This is a genomic window from Bradyrhizobium sp. SUTN9-2 (assembly GCF_003122645.1).
GTDB lineage: Bacteria > Pseudomonadota > Alphaproteobacteria > Rhizobiales > Xanthobacteraceae > Bradyrhizobium > Bradyrhizobium yuanmingense.
Genome location: NZ_LAXE01000001.1, coordinates 2,071,491 through 2,089,658 on the forward strand (window position 1 = coordinate 2,071,491; position 18,168 = coordinate 2,089,658).

Consider the following 18,168-nt stretch of genomic DNA (forward strand, 5'->3'; position numbering starts at 1 on the left):
CGAAGATGCAATCCGGGTGAGGGGGTACAGGTCTCTCGACCATCTCGCGTGTGGAGAGAGGCCCCTCACCCCACCCCTCTCCCCGTAAGAACGGGGCGAGGGAGCGCACCTTCACCGTGGCGGCAGTTCAGCTTGCCCCGCAGCCCGCATCGACTGCGGCAGCACATACGGCACGCCGTCAACCTGATGCACGTCCGCGTCGATCTCGAAAATATCCCGGATCCTCTCCCGCGTGACGACCTCGGCGCGCGGACCGTCCGCGGCGAGCCTGCCGCCGGCCAGCACGACCAGGCGGTCGGCAAAGCGGATCGCGAGGTTGAGATCGTGCAGGATCGCGATCACGGCGGTGCCGGCTGCCGCGCGGCGGCGCGCCGCCTCGACGAGGTCGATCTGGTGACGCAGATCGAGGCTCGATGTCGGCTCGTCCAGCAGCAAGAGCCCGGGGCCGTGCTTGGCCTCGCCGCAGGCGAGCTGCACCAGCACGCGGGCGAAATGAGCGCGCTGCTGCTCGCCGCCCGACAGCGTCGGCAATTGCCGCTCGCGGAAATGCGACAGTCCGACCTCGTCCAGCGCGGCGTCGACGAGCGGGCCGGCCTCGCGCAAGCTGCGCTCGCCCGCGCCCATCAGCACGATCTCCTCGACGGTGAAGGGGAAGGTGACGTTGATGTGCTGGGACAGCATTGCACGGCGCGCGGCGAGCTCGCGCGGCGCGAAGCTGCCGATGTCGCGCTGCTTGAGCCGCACCTCGCCGGCGCTCGGGCGGAGATCGCCGGAGAGCAGCCGCAGCAGCGTCGACTTGCCGGCGCCGTTCGGGCCGATGATGGCGATCATCTCGCCGGCCGCAACCGTTAGGCCGACGCCGTCAAGCAATGTCGCGCGGCCGGCGCGCTTGCCTAGGTGTCGTGCATCGAGCACTGCGGTCATAGCGCGGCGAGCCCGCGCTGCCGCAGCAGGATGAAGAGAAAGACGGGTGCGCCGACGGCCGCCGTCAGGATGCCGATCGGCATCTCCGCGGGCGCCACGATGGTGCGCGCCAGCGTGTCGGCCCCGACCATCAGGATCGCGCCTGACAGCACCGAGGCCGGCAACAGCAGGCGATGCGCCGGGCCGATCACGAGACGGAGCAGATGCGGCACGACGATGCCGACGAAGCCGATCACGCCGCTGATCGACACCGCGACGCCGGTCATGGCCGAGACCATCACGATCGAGATCCGCTTCAGGCGCTCGACGTCGACGCCGCCGTGAAAGGCGTCGGCCTCGCCGAGCACCAGCAGGTCGAGGCCGCGCGCGATGAAGGCGCAGCCTGCGAGTCCGGCAATGAGCACCGGCGCGAGCACGGCGGCCTTGGTCCAGGTCGCGCCGCTCATCGAGCCCAGCATCCAGAACGTGATGTCGCGCAGCTGACGGTCATCGGCGATGAATACCAGAAGGCCGATGCCCGCATTGGCGATCGCGGTGATGGCGACGCCGGCGAGCAGGAAGATCGCGATCGAGGTGCGTCCCGAGCGGCTGGAGATGCCGTAGAGGATTGTGGTGGTCGCCAGCGAACCCGCGAAGGCCGCGAGCGGCAACAGCTCGGTCTGGAGAAAGCGCAGCGCCTCGCCGAAGCGGGAATCGGTGAAGACGATCGCGCTCGCGGCTGCGAGCGCGCCGCCGCTGGAGACGCCGACCAGGGCGGGATCGGCGAGCGGGTTGCGAAACAGCCCCTGCATGATCGCGCCGGCCGCGGCAAGCAGGCCGCCGATCATCGCCGCCGCCGCGATCCGGGGAATGCGGATCGACCACAGCACGAGCTGGTCGCGGGCCGTCATGGCCGTGTTTTCGCCGGCCAAGCCCAGCGCGGCTGGCAGCCGGGAGAGCGGGATGCCGGCGGCGCCGACCGTCAGAGCGGCGATCGCGGTGACCAGGAGCACCACGAGCAGAAGGGGAATCGCGAACGATGCTGCTCGCCGTCCCGCGCTGTGTCGCGGGCTCCGTGTTTCGATCCCGGCGGCCACGCTCATTGCCGGCAATTCGCCGTCGACAGCGCCGACGCGAACGCGCCGCCCTCGGCCAAGGCCGGATAGAGCTTGACTGAGAGATCGCGCGCCGCTGCCGCGGTGCGCGGCCCGAAGCCGAGCAGATAAAGCCCATCCATGGTGATGAAGCTCTTGTTGGCCGCGACCGACGTCAGCGCAAAGCCGGGGTGCGTGTAGACTGCATCGGCCTGCAGCGAATCCTTGCCGCGCTCGATCGACAGCACGACATCGGGCTTTGCGGCCACGATCGCCTCGTCGCTGATGACCTTGTAACCGTCGTAATCCTCGACCGCGTTGGCCGCGCCCGCGAGCTGGATGATCTCATCCGCCGCGGTCTTGTGGCCCGCCACCATCGCCCGCCCGTTCTGGAGCGACATCACGAACATCACCCGCACCGGCTTCGTCACCTTGGCGCGCAGGGCACGGAGCTGTGCAAGATCGGCGCCGACCGCGGCGCTGAGACATTCGGCACGCGCATCGACGCCCATGGCGTGGCCGACCAGCTTGATCTTCTCGATCAGGCCTTCCTCGGAAAAGGTCTCGGGCACCAGCACCAGCGGCACCTTCGCCGTCTCCAGGATGTCCATGGTCTCGCGCGGGCCCGAGCCCTGGATCGCCAGGATCAGCGTCGGGTTGAGACCGAGCACGCCTTCGGCCGAGATCTGGCGCACGTAGCCGACATTCGGCTTGTCTTGCAGTGCCGCCGCCGGATAGAGGCTCGTCGTGTCGACGCCGACCAGCCGGCTTTCCAATCCCAGCGCATAGAGGATCTCGGTGATGGCGCCGCCGATCGACACCGTGCGGGCAAAATCGGTAACAGTGACGTCGCGATTGCGCGCGTCATGCACGGTGATGCCCGCGGCGTGCGCAGCAGACGCGAACGCGAGTCCGCCGGAGAGCAGGAGACGGGCGAGGGTGCGGCAACATGTCATTGCAGTTACTTCGTCAGGATCAGCTTGTTCTGCGAGGTCAGGCGGAGACGATAGCTGTCCTCGCCATGCGCAATGATGATCTCGCGCTCGGCGGCAAACAGCTCGCGGCTATCGATGCGGCTGCCGCGCATGGTGAGAGTTCGCGTTGCTGCAGAAGGGCTTTGTGCCCGTCCTGCCGCGCTGCCGCTGCTGTCTCCTGATGTGGCTGACATTGTCGGTGTGATGCGCTTTCGAAAGCTGGAGTACCGCCCGTTTGTACAGGTGGCGCCAAGCGCATTCCAACCATCGCAGTTTACAATCGATATAAACTGTAACCCGATGTCATTGACCGTCAGAGTGTTGCCACGTAACCATTTCTGACGGCGGGGAACTCGCCCGCCTCTTGGGACAATCAGCCAGCCAGTCGCTCGCGTTGCGAGCGCGCGCCAGCCAGACGACATCAAAAACTAAAGTGAAGTGCAGGCTGGGGCTGATATGGCTGACGGGGCTAGGTATTCGCGCGCCCTGATTTTGGGCGCGTCGGTGGTTTCAATTGCGGCAATGACGGCGGAGGGCAGTCTCGCGCAGACCGCATCGCCACAGAGTGAAAACGCGTCGTCGGATAGGCCGAAGCAGGCCAAGCGCAAGCAGGCGCCGCAAGTTGCGCAGCAGGCCGCGCCGGAGGTGATGAACGCCCGCGCCCAGGCCGGCGGCGCAGCGCCGGTGCAAACGCTCGATGCGATTACGGTCGCGGCAACGAAGACCGAGGAGCGTGCCGTGGATGCGCTGGCACCGGTCAGCGTCGTGACCTCGGCGCAGATCGAGGGACGTCAGGCCAGCACGGTTGGTGACCTCATCTATAATGTGCCGGGCGTATGGGTCCAGAATCGCGGCGACGAGCCGTCGACCTCGATCAACATTCGCGGCCTGCAGGATTTCGGCCGCGTTGCTGTCGTCGTCGATGGCGCGCGGCAGAACTATCAGCGCACAGGCCACTTCGCCAACGGCTCCTTCTTCCTCAATCCGGAGCTGATCAGCGGCATCGACATCGTGCGCGGCCCGACCGCGAACATCTACGGCTCCGGCGCGATCGGTGGCGTGGCCTCGTTCCGCACCAAGGACATCGAGGATGTCGTCCGCGTGGGCGAGCGCTGGGGCGTCGATGTCAAGACTATCCTTGGCAGCAATTATGGTCGCGCACTCGGCTCGGCCTTCGGCGGCGTGCACGTCAATCCGAATGTCGACGTGTTCGCAGGCGGCACCTATTCGACGCAGGAGAGCTACAAGGACGGCACCGGCTTCGAGGTCGCCAATACCGGCAATCGGCTCAGCAGCGGCATCGCCAAGCTGACGGTGCGGCCGGCGGACGGCCACGAGGTCAAGCTCGGCGCCATCTTTCAGGAAGACATCTACAGCCTGGGCCAGCCGCCGCGACGCGCCGGCGATCCCAATTCGACCAATGCGAACGGCACGAACAATCTGAACGGCACGTCCATCTACGCCTCCAACGTGAAGAATTACACCACGACGCTCGGCTGGAAATACTCGCAGCCGGATGATCAGTGGTTCGACTGGGATGCGAAGATCTACTGGAATCGCACCGAGAACGACCAGACTAAGACCAGGCACACCACCACGACGCCGTCAGTTTATTGCGGTGGCGTGCCGGGCAATGCCGTTTCGGGGTGCATCGGGAGCAACCGCGGATATCTGCTCGATACGATCGGTATCGACGTGCACAACACGACACGCTTCGAAACGGGAAGCTGGCGCCACGCGGTGACTTACGGTCTGGATGCGTTCCAGGACAAAGTATCTACCCAGGATAGGACGGGTACCGGCGAAGTGACTACGCCGGGCGGCCAGCGCACGGTGTCTGGCGGCTTCGTGCAGTGGAGGGCGAACTACACCTCGATGCTCGAGGTGATCGGTGCGCTCCGTTACGACAATTATCAGCTTTCGTCGGCGTCCTCATCGTCGGGCGGCGATCGCCTCTCGCCGAAGATCACCATTGCTCTCGTTCCGACCGCGGTCGTGACCCCCTATGCCAGCTACGCGGAAGGCTATCGGGCGCCCTCGATCACGGAGACGCTGGTGAGCGGGCCACATGCCGGCGCGACGGTCAACGACTCGTTCTTCCGCTGTCCGTCGGGCACGCCGGGACCGGGCGCGGACTCGACCTTCTGCTTCGTGCCCAATCCAAACCTGCGCCCCGAGGTCGGCAAGAACAAGGAGATCGGTTTCAATATCAAGAAGAACGATCTGTTCACGGCGGGCGACACGCTGCGCGGCAAGATCAACGTGTTCCGCAACGACATCAGCGACTTCATCGATCAGGTCGCTTACGGAAACCCGCTCGTGGTCCCGACCGGGCCGCCACCGGCACCGTCGATCACGGTGCTCCCGTTCCTGCAGTATCAAAACGTGGCGTCCGCGCTCATTCAAGGCGTCGAGGCCGAGGCGATGTATGACGCGAACCTGTGGTTCTTCGGCCTCTCCGGGACCTATCAGAGCGGAAAGAATCTCCAGACCGGCTTCGGCCTCTACAGCATTCCGCCGCAGAAGATCACGACGACGGCCGGCGTGCGTCTGCTCGACCGCACCCTCATCCTTTCGATGATGTGGACGTCGGCAATCGCCAACTACGACATCCCCAGGACCTACACGCCCGCGACGTCGTACGATCTCGTCAATCTTTACGCACAGTATCACCCGACGCCCGATCTCACGCTCAACTTCTCCGTCGAGAACCTCTTCAACCGCTACTATCGTCCGTACGCCATTCCGGTCGGTAGCACGGGCGACACGCAAAACGACGTGAAGTGGGCGAGCGCCGGCGCTGGGCTCGTGATCAAGGGAGGTCTCAAATACCACTTTGGCGGCACCTGAGGAAGACACCGCAGGTTATGCCTTTCGACCCGTTCTGAAATATCCGGTCGGCAATTGCCGATCTACAAGTCACAGGAGAAAAGTCGAATGTTCATCGCCATGAATCGCTTCCAGGTGAAGCCCGGCTCGGAAGCCGCGTTCGAAACCGTCTGGCGGACCCGTGAGTCCTATCTCGGCAGCATGGCGGGGTTCGTCGAATTCCATCTGCTCAAGGGGCCGGTCGCCGAGGACCACACGCTGTATTCCTCGCATACCGTGTGGGTCGACAAGGCGGCTTTCGAGGCCTGGACGCGCTCGGAGGAATTCCGCCGCGCTCATGCGCGCGCCGACAACAAGACCGGCGAGAGCCTCTATCTCGGTCACCCCAAGTTCGAAGGTTTCGAGGTCATCATGACCGAGCGCAAGGCGAGCGCGGCCGCTTGAGGCGCCGGGGTTGTGGAGCCAGATATGCTGAGCACCGATCTCGCCGACCTCAAGGCGCATATGGCGGACAATCCGGGTGCCGTGATCGAGGACGTCGCGCGCGAGCGCAGCGCCACGCCGCGCGCGGTGATCGAGGCGTTGCCGCCGTCAATGGTGCGCATCGGGAGCGGCGAACATTTTGCCGCCGCCATGCAGGACATCGCGGAATGGGGCGAGGTCACGCTGATCGTCCACACCGATGATGCGATCTTCGAGTTCACCGGGACCATTCCCGCGGGCGAGATCGGCCGCGGCTATTTCAACCTGATGCAGCCAAAGGGCCTGCACGGCCATCTCCGCCACGAGCGCTGCGCGGGAATTGCCTTCGTCGAGCGGCCCTTCATGGGCAAGTCCTCGGCCTTCGTCGCCTTCGTGAACGCCGACGGCGGCATCATGTTCAAGGTCTTCGTCGGCCGCGACGAGACGAGGGCGCTGCGGGCGGATCAGCTGGCGCGGTTCCGGCGGCTCGCGGACCGGATCGCGGCGAAGCTTTCGGCGTAACTTCCATTTGTCGGGAGATCAGCATGCAGAGCAATTCCACGCTAGGGCACGTGATCCTCACAATCGCACTGGCGCTCGTGCCGGCGCCGGCCTTTGCGATCGACGCGGCGCTGTTGCCGCGTAATCTGTCGCCCTGGGGCATGTTCCTCGGTGCCGACATCGTCGTGAAGGTCGTGATGGTCGGGCTTGCCGTTGCCTCGCTGGCGACATGGACGGTCTGGCTCGCCAAGACCATCGAGCTGCGTCGCAAGGGCTCGCTCGCCTTGCAGCGGACGCGCACCCTCGAAGGCAACATGACGCTGGCCGAGGCATCCGCGCGGACCGGCGACGCCCGCGACGCAGTCGCGCAGCTGATTCAGTCCTGCGCCAGGGAGGCCGAGCTCTCCGGCGGCATTCTCGACGACGGCCTGCAGGAGCGCGTCGCGTTGCGGCTGGAGCGGGTCGAGGCGGCGATGTCCACGCAGATCGCGCGCGGCACCGGCGTGCTCGCGACCATCGGCGCCATCGCGCCGTTCGTCGGTCTGTTCGGCACCGTCTGGGGCATCATGAATTCCTTCATCGGCATCTCCGAGAGCCACACCACCAGTCTGGCGGTGGTCGCGCCCGGCATTGCCGAAGCGTTGCTCGCGACCGCGCTCGGTCTCGTCGCCGCGATTCCGGCGGTGGTGATCTACAATCACCTCGTCCGCGGCATTGCCAATTACCGCGCTTTGCTCGGCGACGCCTCGGCGCAGCTCATGCTGCTGGTGAGCCGCCAGCGCGACCACGGCCATTTCCGTCTGGCGCGGGCAGCGGAGTAGCCATGGCCGTCAAGCTCGGAACATCGAAGCTCGGCTCGCGCGGCGAGACGAGGGATTTCGACGTCACCCACGAGATCAACGTCACGCCGTTCATCGACGTGATGCTGGTGCTCCTGATCATCTTCATGGTGGCCGCACCGCTCGCCACCGTCGACATCGGCGTCGATCTCCCGGCGACCGCCGCCGAGCCGGCACCGCGGCCCGACAAGCCGGTCTTCGTCACCGTCAAGCCGGACCTTTCGATCGCCGTGGGTGAGGATATCGTCGCTCGCGACGGGCTCAGCACCTCACTCGATGCCGCCACCAAGGGCCGCAAGGACGAGCGCATCTATCTGCGCGCCGACAAGGCCGTCTCCTATGGCGACCTGATGGAGGTGATGAACACCCTGCGCAACGCCGGCTATCTCAAGGTCGCCCTCGTCGGGCTCGACGGACGCAGCTGATGGCAGCGAACGCCTTTGCCTTGCATCAGCCGCTTGACGAGCGGGAGGGCGCGCGCTGGGGCGCCTCGGCGGCGATGATCGTGGCGCTGCATCTCGGCGCCGCGCTGCTTGCGATGAACTGGCTGAAGCAGGTGCCGGACGAGGGCGTCAACATGCCGGCCATCCTGATCGACATGACGCCGGAGACGTCGGCACCGCAGTCAACGCCGCTGGACATCGCGCCGGGACCGATGATGCAGCAGGCGGATGCGTCACCGCCCGAGCCGGTGCAGCAGCAGGCTGTCGAGGAAATGATCCCGCCGACACCGCCGCAGGAGCGGCCGGAGGTGTTGGCTCCACCGGAACAGAAGCTCGAGCCGAGCCCGCCGCAGCCCGAGCCCGCGAAAGTTGTGCCCGTGGAGAAGCCCGCCCCGGCGAAGCCCAAGGCGGTCCGCCTCGACGCCCGGAAGCCGTCGGATGCCCTTCCGGCGCCGCGCACCAGCGCACCGCCGCGCGCGGAGCGGCAGGCTCCGCTGGCCTCTGCCGTCAATGCCGGCTCGCTCGCGTCTGCGATGGCGACCTATTATCAGCGCGTCCGCGCGCATCTCATGCGCTTCCACCAGTATCCGACGAGCGCGAATGGCCAGAGGGGCGTGGTCAAGGTGAGCTTCACGCTCGGCCGTAACGGTCAGGTATTGTCCAGCCGCCTCGGCGGCTCCTCGGGCGTCGCAGCGCTCGATGCCCAGGCGATGGCCATGGTGCGCCAGGCCCAACCATTCCCGCCGGTGCCGGCCGAGATCAGTTATGCAACCATACCCATCAACGTCCCGGTGATTTTCGGGAAGTAGCCATGGGCAATGACTCTCCCTCCCGCGGAAAAGCGGGAGGGAGAGAGAGCGAGCCTCGCCTCACTTCGCCTTCAGGAAATCCGCGACCTCGAGCAGCACGAACTCGTTGTCGTCGGCCTTGTTGGGATCGCGACTGGAGGAGAACGGCAGGTTGTTGTCGTTACCGACGATGATGTGGGTGTCGTCGACGCGATCGACGTTCTCGATGGTGAAGAACGGGAAGGTGTAGACGCCGTCGTTGAGCGGCTTCCGCGCCTTCTTGTCGGGATCCCTGATCTTCATCAGGTCGATATAGCCGATCTTGCGCACGGGCTTGCCGACATTGGCGTCGGTCAGCTCGATCTTGTAGACGCGCTTGAACTTGGCGAGGTCGGGGAAGCAGTTCTCGCCGCGCTGGCCTTGCGGGCAGGCCTTGTCGGCGGTGCCCTCGCCATTGTCGCGCTCGATGACGAGGCCGGAGGCCTGGTCGATCATGTTGAAGTCGCCGATGGCGTTGCCGTTCTGCTCGAACACATAATGCCAGTAGCGGCCGGTGAATTTCTCGGCGGCGACGTCGAATTCGAGGATGCGCGAGGCTTCCTTGCCGTCGACCTTCTCCCAGTCCTTCTTGTCGGCATCCCACAGCGGTCCCTCGAGCAGGCCGTAGAGGAACTTGCCGTCTTTGGACGCGGCGAAGCCCTCATAGCCCTTGGAGCGGCGGAGATTGACATTGGTGTAGGTCGCGCCCGGCGCGGCCGGCGTCCCCGCCGCCCAATTGTCGGGCGAGCGCACCGGCTTGCCGTCGGCGACCGTATCGAACACGCCGAGGATTTTGCCTGACTTGTCCGCCTTCAGGACATAGGGGCCGAACTCGTCGCCGATCCAGAAGGTGTCGCCGACAATCTGGAAACCTTCGGTGTCGAAATCGGAGCCGGTGAGATAGCGCTTCTGGGTGTCCTCATGCACGATGCGGAAGGGGACGCGTCTGTCGGGGTCGTGCAGGAAGATGGTCTCCAGCCGCTCCATCTTGCCGCTGGCCCAGTCCATCTTGTAGCGGTTGAGGTACAGCATCGAATCCGGCGAGTTGGCGCGCGCGCCCATGCCGTTGTCGGTGAGGACCCAGAACGTGCCGTCGGGCATGGTCTTGATGCCGGAATGGCCTTGCAGCGGCTGGCCCTTGAACGGCAGCGACACGCCGGTCGGACGCTCGAAGGACTTGCCCATCACGGTGCCGAGCGCGTCGACCCGCTTGCCGGTGGTATATTTGCCCGCCGCCTTGAGATCGGCGGGGGCATCAGCCGGCGCCTCGATGAAGGTTTCGGCGGGCATCACCGCGTGGCCGGCGAGCTTGGCGGGGAATTCGCCCTCGCTCTGCGCGAGCGCTGTGCTCGCGGTGAGGATGATCGTGGCGACGGTGCAAAGAAAAGTCGCGCGCATGTGCGTCTCCTGTTGGCGGACGCAACGCTTATGCGGATCGCATGTTGCAGTATTGTGAAGCCGGGCCAAAGGCCGCAGCGCTCTTCGCCTCTCCCCGCCTGCAGACCGTGAGAACGGGGAGAGGGGGACGAGAGAGCGGGGCTACTCCTTCACCGCACCCGTCAGCGAAGAGACGTAGTAATCCACGAACAGCGAGTAGAAGATCGCGACCGGGAGCGAGCCGAGCAGCGATCCCGCCATCAGCGCACCCCATTGATAGACGTCGCCGGTGACGAGCTCGGTCAGGATCGCGACCGGCACCGTCTTGTTGGCGCCGCTCTGGATGAAGGCGAGCGCGTAGATGAACTCGTTCCAGGACAGCGTGAAGGAGAAGATGCCGGCCGAGATCAGCCCGGGCACCGCGAGCGGCAGCGTGATCCGGCGCAGGATCTGCAGCCGCGTGGCGCCATCGACCAGCGCGCATTCCTCGAGCTCGTAAGGAATCGACTTGAAATAGCCGATCAGGAGCCAGGTGCAGAACGGCACCAGGAAGGTCGGATAGACCAGGATCAGGGCCAGCGGCGAGTCGAACAGGCCGAACTGCACCACCACGGTGGCGAGCGGAATGAACAGGATCGACGGCGGCACCAGATAGGCGAGATAGATGCCGAGGCCGACATAGGGGCTGCCGCGGAAGCGCAGGCGCTCGATCGCGTAGGCCGCCAGCGTCGACGCGATCAGCGACAGCGTGGTCGAGCCGATCGCGACCAGCATCGTCGTCTTCAGCCATTGCGGATAGGCGGTGTTGAACAACAGATGCTTGATGTGCGCCAGGGTCGGCGAGGAGATCCAGAACGGGTTGTTGTCCCGGTAGTTCATCAGCTCCGCGTTCGGCTTGAACGAGGTGATCGCCATCCAATAGAACGGAAACAGCAGGATCAGAACGAAGCAGCCGAGCGGCAGGTAGATCATCATCAGCCGCCGCAGCCCGGAATCCCAGGCCATGGTGTCGGGCGGCGCTTTTGCGTCCGCGACGGTCGATTGCGCGACGGTTTCAGTCATTGGCCTCTCCCTGCTGCCATTTGCGGCGCGCCAGGCCGAAATAGGAGAACAGCGTCGCGAATACCAGGAACGGGATCATCGACACCGCGATCGCCGCGCCTTCGCCGAGCTCGCCGCCGGCGATGCCGCGCTGGAACGCCAGCGTCGCCAGCAAATGCGTCGAGTTCACCGGACCGCCGCGGGTAATGGCGTAGACCAGCTGGAAGTCAGTGAAGGTGAAGATGATCGAGAACGTCATGACGATGGCGAGGATCGGCAGCATCATCGGGAAGGTGATGTAGCGGAAGCGCTGCCAGGCGCTGGCGCCGTCCAGCATCGCGGCCTCGTAGAGCGAGGGCGAGATGGTCTGCAAGCCCGCCAGCAGCGAGATCGCGACGAAGGGAATGCCGCGCCAGATGTTGGCGGCGATCAGCGAGAACCGCGCCGGCCAGGGCGAGCCGAGGAAGTCGATATTGCTGTCGCGCCAATGCAGAACGTCGACCAAGAGGTACGAGATGATCGAGAACTGCGGATCGTAGATCCACCAGAACGCCAGCGCCGACAGCACCGTCGGGACGATCCAGGGCAGCAGCACGATGGCGCGCAGCAGGCTCTTGAACGGGAAATGGTTGTTGAGCAGCAGGGCGAGCCAGAAGCCGAGCGCGAATTTTCCGAAGGTCGCCACGGCCGTGTAGAACACGCTGTAGAACACCGCGTTCCACCACAAGGGATCCGTGAGCAGGTACTGGAAATTCTCGATCCCGACATAGATGCCGCGACGGCCGATCGTGGTGTCGGTGAAGGCGAGCCAGACGCCGAGGCCGAGCGGGTAGGTCAGGAATACCGTGAGCAGCCCGAGCGCGGGCGCGAGGCACATCACGATCAGGAACGGCTTGTAGTCGAACAGGCGCACGATCCAGTTCGGCTGTCGTTGCGCCAGTGCGTGGGAGGAGAGGGTGGTCACGGACATAGATTGGTTTGTCCCGTCTGAAGTGTCACGACACCGTCATTGCGAGCGAAGCGAAGCAATCCAGTCTGTCTCCGCAGTGATCGTCTGGATTGCGTCGTCGCAAGTGCTCCTCGCAATGACGGCGGCTCTGTCGTCGTCGCTCTACCGCTGTCGCCGGAAGTAGCGCTTGCAGCGCTGCTCGGCTTCGGCGGCCGCGGCCTCCGGCGTGGCGGCGCCTGTGGCGACGGAGGCGCACATCTGAATCAGCACGTAATCGGCGCTGACCGCGCCGGTCGCCGTCGAGATCGGCCCCTTGTAGCCGTCATAGTAAGTGCTGTTCATCGTGTTCTTGAACAGGCTCACCTTCGGATCCTGCGACCACACGGCGGCCTCGGCATAGGCGGCCAGCGGCTGCGACCAATAGCCGGAATTGGCGTTGAGCCACGGCTCGTATTGGTCCTTCTCCAGCATGTATTGCAGGAAGGCCTTGGCGGCATTGGGGTACGGGCTGTGCTTGAACACCATGGCGTTCAGCGTCAGGCCCGCCATCGGCGAGACCTTGGCGAGGCCCTTGGGCAGCAGCTGATGCTCGCTGTCCTCGGCGATGGCCTTGGTGGCCGGATCGTTCTTCAGCGAGAAGTACAGTGAGACGCCGTTGGCCGTCAGCGCGATCTCCTGAGAGGAATAGGCCCGGTTGTTGCTGACGTCGTTCCAGGACGGCGTGCCGGCGATGAAGGTCGGATACAGTTCCTTGACCCAGTTCAGTGCGGCGATCGTCTCCTTGCTATTGATGGTGACGTTGCCTTCCTCGTCGAGCAGCGAGGCGTTGTGCGACCACAGCGCCCAGTTGGCGAAGCCGTTGCCGTCGCCCTTGGCGTTGCCGAGTGCGAAGCCGGCCGGCTTGCCGGCCTTTTGCAGTTTGCGGCAGAGGTCGAGCACGCCGGCATGATCTTCCGGAACCTTGTCGAAGCCGACCGATTGCAGGACCGACTTGCGGTAGATCAGGGGACCTGCGGTGGCGCCGAACGGCAGTCCGATCCAGGACTCGCTCTTGTTCTTCTTGCCGTAGCGTTGCGCCAGCGGCAGCCAGCCGCCGTACTTCTTGCCGAGATAGTCGGCGACGTCGGTGAGCTCGATCAGCTTGTCGATGTAGATGTGAGGCGCGTCGGAGAAGCCGATGATGATATCGGGGCCGGCGCCGGAATTCGAGGTCACCGCGGTCTGCTGGTTGATGTCCTCCCAGCCGACGAAGTCGACCTTGACCTCGACCCCGGTGTCCTTGGTGAACTTTGCCGCATTGGCGCGGAACACGTCCTCGTCCGCCTGGACGAAGCGCACCGGGCGCAGCATGCGCAAGGACGCGCCCTTTTCGATCTCGCGCTTGGGTGCCGGGACGTCGGCAGCCTTGATAGCGGATGTTTGCGCTGCAGCACCGGTGGCCGCGAGCGTTGCAGCGGACAGGCCCAGCGCCAAGGCATCACGACGTGTGATGTCGTTCCTCATCAGTACCTCCCTATGATGTCTCCCTTCCCGGCGTTGATCGCCGGTGAAGGGCCGTTTCGGTCGTGGGCGCTTGCTGCGCCGCCCGCCTAGCTGTTCGGCCCGCGGTCCATGCTGACGGGCTGCCAGCGGCGGAGCGCGGTGTTCTGCAGCACCGACGGATTGACGCAGCTTACCGGCCACATGCCCTGGAGCACCAGTGACAATTCGTAGCCCACCCGGCGCTTGCGCGCCTCGTCGAACCGTGCCGAGGCCGAGGCGACATGGGCGGTCAGGGTCACGTTCTCCATGCCGAGCAGGGGATTGTTGTGCGAGGGCGGCTCCTTTTCCAGCACGTCGAGAGCGGCGTGCGCGATCCAGCCCTCCTGCAGCGCCTTGATCAGGCTCTCCTCGTCCACGGTGGCACCGCGGCCGGTGTTGATGAAGATCGAGCCTTTCTTCATCTGTCGGAAGTGCTTCTCGGTCAGCATGTGATGCACCTCGGGCCGCGCCGGGGCATGCATCGAGACGAAGTCGGATTGCGACAGCACCTCGTTCAGCGTCGCCGGGATCACGCCGTGTTCGTACATCAGCGTTTCCTGGATGAAGGGATCGTAGGCCATCATGCGCAGGCCGAAAGGCGCGGCGCGTCTCGCGACCGCACGCGCAACCCGGCCGAACGAGATGAAGCCGAGCGTCTGGCCCATCAGCCTCGGGATTTTCAGCAGCGCCGGCCGGCCCTCGGCCCAGCGGCCGTCGCGCACCATGCGGTCCTGCTCGACCAGGCGGCGGAAGCCGGCGAGCAGCAGCATCATGGCGTGGTCGGCGACCTCCTCGATGAAGGTGTCGGGAATGTTGGTGACCGGAATGCCGCGGGCCGTGGCGGCCTTGACGTCGACACTGTCGACGCCGACCGAGCCGAGCGTGATCACTTTGCAGCTCTCGAGCGCGTCGATGATCGACTTGGTGATCGGGATGCCCTTGGCGTAGATCGCGTCGGCATTCTTCGCGGCGGCGATGAACCCCGCCTCGTCGGCGGGCCCCTCGACGATCTCGGCATCGATCGGATCGAGCGCCTCGCGCTCATAGGAATAATCGCTGCCGGCGACCGTGAAGCTCGCACCCTTCGGCGTCACCACCCTGTATTTCGGCATTCTCTGCTCCCGATTTGGTTTCTTGTCGTGGTCCGCCTCGACGAGCGGGCCTTTGCGTCTTTTACGCGAAATTCGGGCAAGTGCGTACAATTCACGGTTGTTGCGGGCGAGGTATATTTCCGTTTTTCCGTGCAAGCCCCGGGCTTCTACGGAGGTGCGTAAGTAACTTGCTAAGGGCTCCGCCACTAAGACTTGATTCGAATTTGATCGATCTCGTCATGCGCCCGTACCCCAATATTGCCGGAGCTAACCCCGTGAAGTTGAGCAATCTGAAGATCGCCCCGAAGCTTGGCATTCTCGTTGGAGTCACGCTGTTCGGCCTCTGCATCTCCGGAGTTCTCGCCGGCTATCTGATGAAGCGCGAGATGGTGAATGCGCGCATCGACCAGGCCAAGGCGATCGTCGAGCTGGCGCGCAACTATGCCGCCGCGTTGAAGAAGCGCGTCGATGCCGGCGAAATGACGAAGGACGCCGCTATGGCCGAGCTTCGCCGCTACGGCAACGCGATGACCTATGACAAGGGTGCCGGCTACCTGTTCGGCACGTCCTATGACGGTCTCACCCAGCTTGCGCCCGATCCGAAGGTGATCGGCACCAACCGAATGGACGTCGTGACCAACGGCCGCAAGCTGTCGCTGGAATTGATGAACGGCGTCAAGGCCAACGGCGAGATCCTGCTTCACTATGAATATATGAAGCCCGGCCAGGAAACGCCGATCCGCAAGATCGGTTACGCCGTCGCGGTCCCCGGCTTCGATATGTATCTCGGCACCGGCGCCTATCTGGATGACATCGACGCCAAGATGGGTCCGGTCTACTGGCTGCTCGGCCTGGCGGTGCTCGGCATCGTCATCGTTGCCGGCAGCGTCGCCTGGATGATCGGCCGCAGCATCAGTGCTCCGCTCGGGCTGCTCGGCACCCGGATGCGGGAGCTGGCCGACGGCAAGCTCGAAGGCGACATCCCCGGCGTCGGTCGTGGCGACGAGATCGGCGCGATGGCATCGACCGTGCAGATCTTCAAGGACAACGCGATCCGCATCCGCGACCTCGAGAAGACCGACGCGGACGCCAAGGAACGCGCCGCGGCGGATCGCCGCAGCGCCATGGAGGAGATCGCCAACGATTTCGAGCGCAGCGTCAACGGCATCGTCCGCTCGGTCTCCTCGGCCGCAGCCGGCATGCAGACCACGGCGCAATCGATGACCGCGACCGCCAGCGATGCCTCCTCGCGCGCGGCGACCGTCGGTGCCGCCTCGCAGAAGGCGTCCGGCAATGTTGGCACCGTTGCGGCCGCTGCCGAAGAGCTGTCGAGCTCGGTTGCGGAAATCTCCCGCCAGGTAACGCGCTCGACTGAAGTTGCGAGCCGTGCCGTCAGCGATGCCGAGCGCACCAACGCCACGGTGCAGGAGCTCTCCACCGGTGCCGAGAAGATCGGCGAGGTGGTCAAGCTCATTCACTCGATCGCGGCGCAGACCAACCTGCTCGCGCTCAACGCCACCATCGAGGCGGCGCGTGCCGGCGAGTCCGGCCGCGGCTTCGCCGTGGTCGCCTCCGAGGTCAAGGCGCTCGCCAACCAGACCGCGAAGGCGACCGAGGAGATCTCCGCCCAGGTCGCGGCGATGCAGACCTCGACCAGCGACGCGGTGTCGGCCATCTCCGGCATCACCCAGACGATCGCCGAGATGAGCGAGATCACCGCCGGCATTTCCGCATCGATCGAGCAGCAGGGCGAGGCGACGCGCGAGATCGCCCGCAACATCCAGTCGGTCGCGGCCGGCTCGAGTGAAATCAACGCCCATATCGGCAGCGTCACCTCGGCCGCCGAAGCGACCGGCAGCGCGGCCAGCGATGTGCTCACCAACGCCCGCGAGCTGGACACCCAGTCCGGCGCGCTGCGCGATGCCGTCGACGGCTTCCTCGCCAAGGTCCGCGCGGCGTAAATTCTTGCGCTGAATTCGTAGGGTGGGCAAAGACGCGAAGCGTCGTGCCCACCTTTTCTTTTTGAGTACGGTGCGACTCTTCGTGGGCACGCTGCGCTTTGCCCACCCTACGAGACCGTACTACTGCTTCTCGATCTTCGCGTTGGCGATCAGCTTCTCCCACAGCACCAGCTGCTCGTTCACGAAGGTGCCGAGCTGCTCCGGCGTGCCGGAAAAAGCGTCCATGCCGAGCGTGGCGAGCTTGGCCTTGATCTCCGGGTTCTCGATGATCTTGCGGATCTCGGTGTTGAGCCGGGTCACGATCTCCTTCGGCATGCCGGCCGGGCCGAAATAGCCCTGCCAGGACGTGATGTCGAAGTCCGGCACGCCGGCCTCCTGCATCGAGGGCAGGTGTGGCACCAGCGGCGTGCGGTTCTTGGTGGTGACGGCGAGCGCGCGCAGCGCGTTGCCGTTGACATGGGGCAGGCCGGTCAGGATGTCGACGAACATCATCGACACGCGGCCGCCCATGACGTCGTTGAGCGCCGGCGGCGAACTCTTGTAGGGCACGTGCAGCAGGTCGAGCCCGGCATTGTGCGCGAAGGTCGCGCCCGACACGATCGCCGCCGAGGAGCCCGAGGCGTAGCTCAGCTTGCCCGGATTGGCCTTGCCATAGGCCACCAGCTCTCCGACCGTCTTGGCCGGCACCTCGGGATTGATGACCAGCATGAAGGGCAGATCGCCGGTGCGGGCAATCGGGGTGAAATCCTTGACCGGATCGTAAGTGAGGCTCTTGAGCAGATAGGGATTGGCCGAATGCGTAGTGTTGGTCGTCACCAGCAGCGTGTAGCCGTCGGGAGCAGCCTTCGCGACATAGGTCGCGGCAAGCATGCCGTTGGCCCCTGCCTTGTTCTCGATCACGATGGGAACGCCGAGCGCCTGCGACAGATGCTGCGAAATCAGTCGCGTCGTGGTGTCGGTGCCGCTGCCGGCCGCGAAGGGCAGCACCAGCGTGATGTTGCGGCTGGGATAGGTGTCGGCGTGAGCGGTGGATGCTGCCGTGAGGCATAGCGCGGCCGCGGCGACGGTCCGCAGGTTTCGAATCAGCCCTGAAATCATGTCGGTCGTTCCCTCTTTTTGGTTGGCGGGGAACCTAGCTTGTCCAAAGGGGAATCGGAAGATGGCTATAGGTCGTGACCGCGTCCGTCGCGCGGAATTATGTCATCGCCGAGCCCCGCCGCGATGCAAGCACGACTCCGGCGAGCACCAGGGCGTAACCGATCAGGTGGAACGGCTGGAGCTTCTCGCCCAGCAGCACGATCGCCAGCGCCGAGCCGAACACCGGCACCAAATGGAAGAACGGCGCCGCCCGGTTCG

18 protein-coding genes are annotated in these 18,168 nt (G+C 65.0%); 7 read left to right on the forward strand and 11 right to left on the reverse strand.

The window, feature by feature from the left end; translation table 11 throughout:
- Nucleotides 1-111: 111 nt before the first annotated feature.
- From XF30_RS09760 to XF30_RS39100, 4 genes are read right to left on the reverse strand one after another with little or no spacing between them, the layout of a single operon-like run.
- Nucleotides 112-924 carry a heme ABC transporter ATP-binding protein gene (locus XF30_RS09760; RefSeq protein ID WP_109142537.1) on the reverse strand — a complete coding sequence of 271 codons (813 nt, stop codon included), beginning with the start codon at nt 922-924 and terminating at the stop codon, nt 112-114.
- Nucleotides 921-2,006 (reverse strand): FecCD family ABC transporter permease, encoded by a 1,086-nt coding sequence (locus XF30_RS09765; RefSeq protein WP_109142538.1) that lies wholly within the window; start codon nt 2,004-2,006, stop codon nt 921-923. Before XF30_RS09765 ends, XF30_RS09760 begins: the two co-directional genes overlap by 4 nt.
- Nucleotides 2,003-2,953: a heme/hemin ABC transporter substrate-binding protein gene (locus tag XF30_RS09770; RefSeq protein ID WP_109142539.1), complete on the reverse strand. Its 951-nt coding sequence runs from the start codon at nt 2,951-2,953 to the stop codon at nt 2,003-2,005. Before XF30_RS09770 ends, XF30_RS09765 begins: the two co-directional genes overlap by 4 nt.
- A gap of 5 nt (nt 2,954-2,958) precedes the next feature.
- A complete protein-coding gene (locus XF30_RS39100; RefSeq protein WP_035998834.1) occupies nt 2,959-3,165 on the reverse strand; it encodes a hemin uptake protein HemP in 207 nt (68 codons plus the stop codon).
- 262 nt (nt 3,166-3,427) lie between these two features.
- Between XF30_RS39100 and XF30_RS09780 the strand changes: the two genes are divergently transcribed.
- From XF30_RS09780 to XF30_RS09805, 6 genes are all read left to right on the forward strand, one after another.
- A complete protein-coding gene (locus XF30_RS09780; RefSeq protein WP_109142540.1) occupies nt 3,428-5,821 on the forward strand; it encodes a TonB-dependent hemoglobin/transferrin/lactoferrin family receptor in 2,394 nt (797 codons plus the stop codon).
- Between the two features lie 87 nt (nt 5,822-5,908).
- Nucleotides 5,909-6,244 (forward strand): heme-degrading protein HmuQ, encoded by a 336-nt coding sequence (hmuQ, locus tag XF30_RS09785; RefSeq protein ID WP_035998838.1) that lies wholly within the window; start codon nt 5,909-5,911, stop codon nt 6,242-6,244.
- Nucleotides 6,245-6,268: 24 nt separating this feature from the next.
- On the forward strand, nt 6,269-6,784 hold the full coding sequence (hutX, locus tag XF30_RS09790; protein WP_035998840.1) for a heme utilization cystosolic carrier protein HutX: 516 nt from the start codon (nt 6,269-6,271) through the stop codon (nt 6,782-6,784).
- Between the two features lie 23 nt (nt 6,785-6,807).
- The gene (exbB, locus tag XF30_RS09795; protein ID WP_109142541.1) at nt 6,808-7,584 is read left to right on the forward strand and encodes a tonB-system energizer ExbB; all 777 of its coding nucleotides are present in this window, start codon (nt 6,808-6,810) and stop codon (nt 7,582-7,584) included.
- Between the two features lie 2 nt (nt 7,585-7,586).
- Nucleotides 7,587-8,027: a TonB system transport protein ExbD gene (exbD, locus tag XF30_RS09800; protein WP_035998845.1), complete on the forward strand. Its 441-nt coding sequence runs from the start codon at nt 7,587-7,589 to the stop codon at nt 8,025-8,027.
- Complete coding sequence (locus XF30_RS09805) at nt 8,027-8,854, forward strand: TonB family protein (protein WP_074447707.1); 828 nt, start codon at nt 8,027-8,029, stop codon at nt 8,852-8,854. Before exbD ends, XF30_RS09805 begins: the two co-directional genes overlap by 1 nt.
- 60 nt (nt 8,855-8,914) lie before the next feature.
- On the opposite strand, the gene XF30_RS09810 is transcribed toward XF30_RS09805, so the two are convergent.
- The 5 genes from XF30_RS09810 to XF30_RS09830 all read right to left on the reverse strand — a co-directional run bounded on the left by XF30_RS09810 (nt 8,915) and on the right by XF30_RS09830 (nt 14,872).
- Nucleotides 8,915-10,270 carry an esterase-like activity of phytase family protein gene (locus XF30_RS09810; RefSeq protein ID WP_036022051.1) on the reverse strand — a complete coding sequence of 452 codons (1,356 nt, stop codon included), beginning with the start codon at nt 10,268-10,270 and terminating at the stop codon, nt 8,915-8,917.
- 141 nt (nt 10,271-10,411) lie between these two features.
- A complete protein-coding gene (locus XF30_RS09815; RefSeq protein WP_035998862.1) occupies nt 10,412-11,311 on the reverse strand; it encodes a carbohydrate ABC transporter permease in 900 nt (299 codons plus the stop codon).
- The gene (locus tag XF30_RS09820; RefSeq protein ID WP_035998865.1) at nt 11,304-12,260 is read right to left on the reverse strand and encodes a carbohydrate ABC transporter permease; all 957 of its coding nucleotides are present in this window, start codon (nt 12,258-12,260) and stop codon (nt 11,304-11,306) included. The genes XF30_RS09815 and XF30_RS09820 overlap by 8 nt, the downstream gene beginning before the upstream one ends.
- Nucleotides 12,261-12,401: 141 nt before the next feature.
- Nucleotides 12,402-13,742, reverse strand: a complete 1,341-nt coding sequence (locus tag XF30_RS09825) for an ABC transporter substrate-binding protein (protein ID WP_057028022.1) — start codon at nt 13,740-13,742, stop codon at nt 12,402-12,404.
- Between the two features lie 86 nt (nt 13,743-13,828).
- On the reverse strand, nt 13,829-14,872 hold the full coding sequence (locus XF30_RS09830; RefSeq protein WP_109142542.1) for a C-terminal binding protein: 1,044 nt from the start codon (nt 14,870-14,872) through the stop codon (nt 13,829-13,831).
- A 254-nt stretch (nt 14,873-15,126) separates the two neighbouring features.
- Here XF30_RS09830 and XF30_RS09835 point away from each other — a divergent pair, with 254 nt between their 5' ends.
- Complete coding sequence (locus XF30_RS09835) at nt 15,127-16,812, forward strand: methyl-accepting chemotaxis protein (RefSeq protein ID WP_035998883.1); 1,686 nt, start codon at nt 15,127-15,129, stop codon at nt 16,810-16,812.
- 120 nt (nt 16,813-16,932) lie between these two features.
- Here the strand turns inward: XF30_RS09835 and XF30_RS09840 are convergent, their stop codons facing one another.
- Both XF30_RS09840 and XF30_RS09845 read right to left on the reverse strand, forming a co-directional pair.
- A complete protein-coding gene (locus XF30_RS09840; RefSeq protein WP_035998887.1) occupies nt 16,933-17,910 on the reverse strand; it encodes a Bug family tripartite tricarboxylate transporter substrate binding protein in 978 nt (325 codons plus the stop codon).
- Nucleotides 17,911-18,007: 97 nt separating this feature from the next.
- A partial coding sequence (locus XF30_RS09845) for an EamA family transporter (protein WP_146207788.1) occupies nt 18,008-18,168 on the reverse strand: 161 nt, incomplete at its 5' end.

What these genes read in the sequence shown, in the direction of transcription:
- XF30_RS09760 (WP_109142537.1), bottom strand. Translation starts at nt 924, where the DNA reads ATGACCGCAGTGCTCGATGCACGACACCTAGGCAAGCGCGCCGGCCGC.
- XF30_RS09765 (WP_109142538.1), bottom strand. Translation starts at nt 2,006, where the DNA reads ATGAGCGTGGCCGCCGGGATCGAAACACGGAGCCCGCGACACAGCGCG.
- XF30_RS09770 (WP_109142539.1), bottom strand. Translation starts at nt 2,953, where the DNA reads ATGACATGTTGCCGCACCCTCGCCCGTCTCCTGCTCTCCGGCGGACTC.
- XF30_RS39100 (WP_035998834.1), bottom strand. Translation starts at nt 3,165, where the DNA reads ATGTCAGCCACATCAGGAGACAGCAGCGGCAGCGCGGCAGGACGGGCA.
- XF30_RS09780 (WP_109142540.1), top strand. Translation starts at nt 3,428, where the DNA reads ATGGCTGACGGGGCTAGGTATTCGCGCGCCCTGATTTTGGGCGCGTCG.
- hmuQ (WP_035998838.1), top strand. Translation starts at nt 5,909, where the DNA reads ATGTTCATCGCCATGAATCGCTTCCAGGTGAAGCCCGGCTCGGAAGCC.
- hutX (WP_035998840.1), top strand. Translation starts at nt 6,269, where the DNA reads ATGCTGAGCACCGATCTCGCCGACCTCAAGGCGCATATGGCGGACAAT.
- exbB (WP_109142541.1), top strand. Translation starts at nt 6,808, where the DNA reads ATGCAGAGCAATTCCACGCTAGGGCACGTGATCCTCACAATCGCACTG.
- exbD (WP_035998845.1), top strand. Translation starts at nt 7,587, where the DNA reads ATGGCCGTCAAGCTCGGAACATCGAAGCTCGGCTCGCGCGGCGAGACG.
- XF30_RS09805 (WP_074447707.1), top strand. Translation starts at nt 8,027, where the DNA reads ATGGCAGCGAACGCCTTTGCCTTGCATCAGCCGCTTGACGAGCGGGAG.
- XF30_RS09810 (WP_036022051.1), bottom strand. Translation starts at nt 10,270, where the DNA reads ATGCGCGCGACTTTTCTTTGCACCGTCGCCACGATCATCCTCACCGCG.
- XF30_RS09815 (WP_035998862.1), bottom strand. Translation starts at nt 11,311, where the DNA reads ATGACTGAAACCGTCGCGCAATCGACCGTCGCGGACGCAAAAGCGCCG.
- XF30_RS09820 (WP_035998865.1), bottom strand. Translation starts at nt 12,260, where the DNA reads ATGTCCGTGACCACCCTCTCCTCCCACGCACTGGCGCAACGACAGCCG.
- XF30_RS09825 (WP_057028022.1), bottom strand. Translation starts at nt 13,742, where the DNA reads ATGAGGAACGACATCACACGTCGTGATGCCTTGGCGCTGGGCCTGTCC.
- XF30_RS09830 (WP_109142542.1), bottom strand. Translation starts at nt 14,872, where the DNA reads ATGCCGAAATACAGGGTGGTGACGCCGAAGGGTGCGAGCTTCACGGTC.
- XF30_RS09840 (WP_035998887.1), bottom strand. Translation starts at nt 17,910, where the DNA reads ATGATTTCAGGGCTGATTCGAAACCTGCGGACCGTCGCCGCGGCCGCG.